A 1,541-nucleotide genomic window follows, 5' to 3' on the forward strand; every position below is an offset into this window, starting at 1 on the left:
GGGCCTCGAACGACCAATCCGCGTGGCCAACTCCTCCTGGGTGATCCCGAAATCAGCCAGAAGCTGCTGGTACGCAGATGCCTCCTCCAGCGGATTCAGCTGTGCCCGATGCAGGTTCTCCAGCAGCGCGTCGCGGAGCATATCGACATTTGCTGTATCGCGAACAACGGCCGGAATAGTGTCCAGACCGGCCATTTTACTGGCACGGAGCCGCCGCTCCCCCATAACCAACTCGTACTGTCCCGCAGAATCCGGGAGGGGTCGTACCACGATCGGCTGCAAAACACCGACCTCGCGAATGCTGTGCACGAGCTCGGCGAGATCACCCTCGTCAAATATGCTCCGCGGCTGCTGAGCGTTGGGGACGATGTCCGCCACATTCAAGTGCGCCAGGTGCGCACCCGGTACTGCGATCAGTTCCGGAGCCTCGACCGTGGATTCCGGTACCGAACGAGGGAAGAAGACATCGACCGGGCGATCGGCCGACGGATCGTCCTGAATCGGGATAAGGGCGCCAATTCCACGACCCAGACCCGTGCGCTTTGCTGCCATTACTGCTGATCTCCTGTTTTAGGTGCCCCACGACGGGCTATTTCGGCCGCTGCTTCGAGGTAGGAGAGCGATCCTGCTGAGTTCAGGTCGTAACTGATCACGCTCTGCCCATAGCTGGGGGCCTCAGAAACCCGTACAGAACGTGGAATGAGTGATTCCAACACCTGATTGGGGAAATGGTCTCGCACATCCTGCGCCACCTGGTTGGCCAAATTCGTTCGACCGTCGTACATCGTGAGCAAGATTGTGGAGACAGTAAGCTCCGGGTTCAGGTGCTTTTCGATCAGCTGGATATTCTTCAGGAGCTGGCTCAAGCCTTCCAGCGCGTAGTACTCGCACTGGATGGGAATCAGCACTTCACGCGCGGCCACGAAAGCGTTGATGGTCAAGAGCCCGAGAGACGGCGGGCAGTCAATGAAGACATAATCGAACGGCTCATCGAGGCCCTTCAGATACAGGTCCAGAGCCCGGTGAAGTCGCTGCTCACGGGCCACAAGGGAAACCAACTCGATTTCTGCTCCGGCCAGGTGAATTGTCGCCGGAACACAGTACAGTGCACCGAACTCCGGGCTCTTCTGAACGACGTCCTCCATCGGAACATCGCTCACAATCACGTCATAGACACTCGGCATATCCGCGTGGTGTTCCACACCCAAAGCCGTCGACGCGTTGCCCTGAGGATCGAGGTCGATCACCAAGACCCTCGCACCCTGGCGAGCGAGAGCCGCCGCCAAATTGACGGCCGTCGTGGTCTTGCCGACACCCCCCTTTTGGTTGGAAATCGTGAGGATGCGCGTTTTCTCGGGCTTGGGCAAGCGATCGGACGCTATGACCTGACGCCGACGCGTCAGCTCAGCTATCTCGCGGGCCAGCGGCGGTGCACCGTCGATCTCTGATGCCGTGCTGCTCATGTGCTGCTCTTCACCAGGATGTTTCACGTGAAACCTTTACGATTGTGATGCGTGAGAAGGACCACCATGGACTACCTC

The 1,541-nt window shown here is 59.0% G+C and carries 2 protein-coding genes; both read right to left on the reverse strand.

The window, feature by feature from the left end:
* A partial coding sequence (locus JF66_RS20465; RefSeq protein WP_035880774.1) for a ParB/RepB/Spo0J family partition protein occupies positions 1 to 552 on the reverse strand: 552 nt, incomplete at its 3' end.
* Positions 552 to 1,463, reverse strand: a complete 912-nt coding sequence (locus JF66_RS20470) for a ParA family protein (protein ID WP_051973799.1) — start codon at positions 1,461 to 1,463, stop codon at positions 552 to 554. The genes JF66_RS20470 and JF66_RS20465, both read right to left, overlap by 1 nt.
* Between the last annotated feature and the right edge of the window lie 78 nt (positions 1,464 to 1,541).

The organism is Cryobacterium sp. MLB-32 (genome assembly GCF_000738085.1).
Lineage (GTDB): Bacteria > Actinomycetota > Actinomycetes > Actinomycetales > Microbacteriaceae > Cryobacterium.

Coding starts and splice junctions, on each gene's coding strand:
- JF66_RS20470 (WP_051973799.1), bottom strand. CDS start 1,463: ATGAGCAGCACGGCATCAGAGATCGACGGTGCACCGCCGCTGGCCCGC.